We start from the raw sequence: 4,609 nt of genomic DNA, 5'->3' as shown, positions 1-4,609 counted from the left end.
CTACCGTTGTTGCTGGTGTAGTCTGATGCAAAAATGTTCTCGCAATCGGACCAGTCGATTCTCTGACTCATTTGCACCAACTCGTGGCGCATGTTGATGACGTCATCAAGGTAGATGTTGAGCAGGTCACGCTGTGGATTCTGGCGCTGATCGCGGGGAGTCATGTCGATTTCTCACGATTTTGGCGAGGATAGACCAGATTTTACGCCGAAAAGGGAGCATCATCCAGGCGCATAATCATGATTTCACGGTGATTTTTGGTTTTTCAGGACCGACTAAGTATCCCCAAAAAGAGAGACGCATAGTACCTCCAGTCTTCCTCTTGCGGGCTAGTGTCGTCTGTCGGAGTAGGAGGCAGATTGGAAACCTTGGCTATATTTCTATAAATTATGTACGGACACTCTCCCATTGCGCCATTGCCTAATATCCTCTCGAAGATGGCATGTCCTAATGTACCTTTAATTATGGGCGACGCGATGTTTGCCAGCACATCTGGCTGTTGTTCCTGGCTGATTTCTCCACAGTTGGATTTCACCCTATCATGAAGTAAATCCCTGTCATTGTTGCTTATGTTGATTTCCGATGGTTTTATTCCATTTCCTCCAATTTTAAAAGTACTGGTTACATTTTTCATAAGGCAGTCACCATCGTTAGGCGGAACGTCAATGTGTTTTGTCCACCAACACTTTTAGCAATTTCATTGTTGTCTTTGTCATTCAACTGATGTCACTAAATTTGACATCAATCTGAAGATCGCGGCTGGCGACACCTACCAGTAACAGTACGGCGGTTTCCTCTCCCTCTGTGACCGACTCTTCCAATTCGACGTTAGCAGGCTCGGCCCGCCGCGAGCAGGCGACCGTTCCGCGGATATGCTTCGAAGCGCTGCTAATGCAGGGTCCACCTCGTATCATATGATCGCGCAGGACATGTGTGGCCCATTGGCGAAAACGGACCGCGCGTCGAGATTTGACGCGATAACTCAAGGAATGATGACGTCGAGGTTGTAAAGCCGGACTTGCCGCCGTACCTGACGTTAGCCTTCTTGGCGAACTACCGAGTATTCCTCGGTAGTTGCACTTTCGTCCAACTCTTCGCCAGAGTAGTTGTTTATAAAATAAAGACTAATATTGTCCATTGAAGTGTCGAATGCTGCGGCCATCTGCCATTGCATCAGCCATACGGTCTTGCGACCTTCATCCAGACGGACGTCGACCGCCTTCTCGGCATCTTCGTAAATCAGAATTTGTGGTTGTTCGCTCATGTTGGCTTGATCCAGACGCATTTGGCGTCAATGGACCATATCACGCACTCTTTGGGGAATCCGCCGCCAGAGACCAGGATCACCACGTTCCAGTCGCCTTTTGTAGAGCCAGCGTCACGCGGGGAGAAATCGTTGGCGAGACTCAGCGCATGACGACCATCACCGCCAGCACGCCCGTCAGCAGCAGCAGGTAGACCCCGGCATGAATGCGATCGGGAATGCCCCCGATCCATCGCGACGCCAGGCGGATGCCGAGCCACGACCCCACCGCCAGCGCCAGCAAGGCGCGCAGATCCACGTATCCCGCATACCAGGCGCCCAGCGGGGTATCGCCGACCGACAACAGCACATAAGTTGCGGTGCCACTGATCGCCATGGGCAACGACAACGGATTGGCCATTGCCGTGGCCGCCGTCATGCTGGCGCCTCTGCGGCGCATCAGCGGTACGGTCATCACGCTGCCACCAACCCCCAGAAAGGCCGCAACGATACCGATGAACAAGCCTGTCATCGCCGTCACCAGACGACCCATGGGGCGCACCTCTCCACTCGCCTGGTGCAGAAAACCGGGCCGCAGGGTGGCATCCGCAATCGTGATCGCCAGATAGCCGATGAACATCCAGCGCACCCACTCTCCACTCACCGACACCGCCGCGGCCGCCCCGAGCACGGCACCGACCGCGATATAGCCCACCAGCGGACGCACCAGACGCCATTGCACTGGTGACGCCATGTCGATAGAGAGGCAGCGAAGATCATCAGCGCGGTCGAAGTGGCCACCGCGATATGCATGGCCGCCTGGCCGGCCACGCTATCCGCCCCGTGGACGGCAATCAGCAAGGTAACCATCAAGGGAACGACGACGAAGCCGCCACCGAAACCGAACAGCGCGGTCGTCACGCTGGCCAGCCCGTCGCAGAGAAGCAATACGCTATACACCGGAACACTCCCGAAAAACCCAACGACAGGAACGATATTCCGATGGGGGGTGGCCGATATTCGCCCGTTGGCCAATAATCGTCGTGTTTCGGCCAGGTTGACGACGATGCGCAATATGTAGTGGTTCACTAAAACCGGACACCCATTTAGGTGGTATCGTCACCACCAAATTACAGGTGATCCATGGCCAGACAACGTCGTTCATTCTCCACCGAGTTCAAACGGGAAGCCGCCGGGCTCGTACTTGATCAAGGCTACTCCGCGGCTCAAGCCGCTCGCGCCGTCGATGTCGGTGAAACGCCTTTGAGACGCTGGATCGATCAGCTACGCGCTGAACGCGGTGGCGTCACGCCCAAGTCAAAAGCATTGACGCCCGAGCAGCAGCGAATCCAGGAGCTCGAGAGCCGGATCAATCAGCTGGAACGGGAGAAAGCGATACTAAAAAAGGCTACCGCTCTCTTGATGTCGGACGATCTCGATCGTACGCGCTGATAGACCAGTTGAGTGAGCAGGAGCCCGTGGACATGGTCTGTAGCGCCTTCGATATTGCGCGTTCGAGCTATTACGAACATCGCCATCAGCGGTCTCGGATCGATGTCGAGCGACTGGAGTTGCGGGCGACAGTCTCTGAGCTGTTCAACCAAAGCCGGCGTTCCGCGGGCAGCCGGACGATCATGCTGCAGATGCGGGAATCGGGGCTCGATGTGGGACGCTTCAAGATCCGGCGTCTGATGCAGGAGATGGGACTGACCTGCCAGCAACCGCGACCACCGGCCTATCGGCGAGCACCGGTCGAGCGGCCCGGCATTCCCAACCGCCTGAATCGTCAATTTACTGTCGATGCGCCCAACCGGGTGTGGTGTGGCGATATCACCTACGTTTGGGCACAAAATCGTTGGCACTATCTGGCTGTCGTTCTGGATCTTTATGCGCGGCGTGTCGTCGGATGGGTCTTGTCCGATCGTCCCGATGCGGCCTTGGTCATCAAGGCGCTGGACAGGGCCTTCGAGCAGCGAGGCAGGCCGCCGGGGCTGCTGTTCCATTCAGATCAGGGCAGTCAGTATGCGAGTCGCGCCTTCCGTCAGCGCCTGTGGCGCTACCGGATACAACAGAGCATGAGCCGTCGTGGAAACTGCTGGGATACTCAGTCTAGCAGCCTGTCGGACTTTCCACGCCGGGCATGAGATAATACCGACATCCATCTGATCCCGGATCCGCCATGAGCCACTTCCGCCCTGTCGATCGCCACACGCCCTATCTGCTTCCGCCATCCGTTGATGAGTGGTTGCCTCAGGATCATCTGGCACGCTTCATCGTCGAGGTCGTCGACGGCCTCGATCTGCGCGCGATGGTGAGCGCCTATGGCGGGCGCGGCAGCGCAGCCTATCACCCGTCACTGCTGTTGTCGCTGTTGATCTACGGCTATGCCAACGGCGTGTTCTCCAGCCGCGGGATCGAGCGGGCAACGTATGATTCGGTAGCCTTCCGCTTCATCGCCGCCGGCGCGCATCCCGACCACGACACCCTGGCCACCTTCCGCCGGCGCTTTCTCGACGAACTGGCCGGGTTGTTCGTTCAGGTGCTGGAAGTGGCCCGCGAGATGCAACTGCTCAAAGTGGGGACCATCAGCCTGGACGGCACCAGAATCAAGGCCAACGCCTCGCGCCACAGCGCCCTCTCCCATGGCCACATCGAGAAGCTGGAAGCCCGGCTCGAAGCACAGGTGCAGGAACTGCTGACGCTGGCCGAGCAGGCCGATCAATCCGGTCTTCCGGACGGGGTCAGCCTGCCGGAGGAAATTCAGCGTCGGGAGGATCGGCTCAGGGCGATGGCAGAGGCCAAAGCGAAGATCGAAGCTCGAGCGAAAGTGCGCTTCGAGCAGGAACAGGCCGCGTACCAGGCCAAACTCGCCGCCCGGGAGGAGAAGCGCAAAAAGACCGGCAGGAAGCCGGGCGGTCGGCCCCCCAAACCGCCGGTGGCCGGTCCCGGCGCGCAGGAACAGATCAATCTCACCGATGAAGAGTCGCGCATCATGCCGGTATCGGGCGGGGGCTTCGAGCAGGGCTACAATGCCCAGGCGGCAGTTGATACGGACAGCCTGCTGGTGATCGCCGGGGCGGTCACCCAGGCCTGTAATGACAAGGAGCAGGTCGAGCCGATGCTCGAGCAACTGGCGGCCCTGCCGGATTCGGTGGGCAGCGTTGACCGGCTGCTGGCCGACACCGGGTATTTCAGTGCCACGAATGTGCTCGCCTGCGAACAGGCCGGCATGGATCCGCACATCGCGGTGAAGCGGGAGTCTCACCACACGCCGCCGCTGGAGCGGTTCACCGAACCGATGCCGCTGGCCGAGGGCAGTTCGCCGACGGAGCGAATGTCGCACAAGCTGCAGACCCGGGCGGGACG

At 58.5% G+C, this 4,609-nt stretch carries 3 protein-coding genes and 2 pseudogenes; 2 read left to right on the top strand and 3 right to left on the bottom strand.

Annotation, left to right across the window (positions count from 1 at the left end; genetic code table 11):
- Positions 1-265: 265 nt before the first annotated feature.
- The 3 genes and pseudogenes from H146_RS21645 to H146_RS20100 all read right to left on the bottom strand — a co-directional run bounded on the left by H146_RS21645 (position 266) and on the right by H146_RS20100 (position 2,164).
- Positions 266-634 (bottom strand): hypothetical protein, encoded by a 369-nt coding sequence (locus H146_RS21645; RefSeq protein ID WP_156826902.1) that lies wholly within the window; start codon positions 632-634, stop codon positions 266-268.
- 402 nt (positions 635-1,036) lie between these two features.
- Complete coding sequence (locus H146_RS21990) at positions 1,037-1,264, bottom strand: virulence RhuM family protein (RefSeq protein ID WP_211213364.1); 228 nt, start codon at positions 1,262-1,264, stop codon at positions 1,037-1,039.
- A gap of 142 nt (positions 1,265-1,406) precedes the next feature.
- A pseudogene (locus tag H146_RS20100) lies at positions 1,407-2,164 on the bottom strand (sulfite exporter TauE/SafE family protein).
- Positions 2,165-2,386: 222 nt separating this feature from the next.
- On the opposite strand from H146_RS20100, the pseudogene H146_RS21640 reads away from it, so the two are divergent.
- Positions 2,387-3,345, top strand: a pseudogene (locus tag H146_RS21640) (IS3 family transposase); the annotation flags it as partial.
- A 77-nt stretch (positions 3,346-3,422) separates the two neighbouring features.
- On the top strand, positions 3,423-4,609 hold a 1,187-nt coding region (locus H146_RS0117825; RefSeq protein ID WP_019953234.1), incomplete at its 3' end, for an IS1182 family transposase.

The sequence above is a fragment of the Kushneria aurantia DSM 21353 genome, from assembly GCF_000382245.1.
Classification (GTDB): Bacteria; Pseudomonadota; Gammaproteobacteria; order Pseudomonadales; family Halomonadaceae; genus Kushneria; species Kushneria aurantia.
The sequence above is the reverse complement of the archived record's forward strand: the minus strand, read 5'-3'. Positions and strand labels throughout refer to the sequence as shown.

Excerpts from the sequence above, each read along its gene's own strand:
- H146_RS21645 (WP_156826902.1), bottom strand. The coding sequence starts at position 634 with ATGAAAAATGTAACCAGTACTTTTAAAATTGGAGGAAATGGAATAAAA.
- H146_RS21990 (WP_211213364.1), bottom strand. The coding sequence starts at position 1,264 with ATGAGCGAACAACCACAAATTCTGATTTACGAAGATGCCGAGAAGGCG.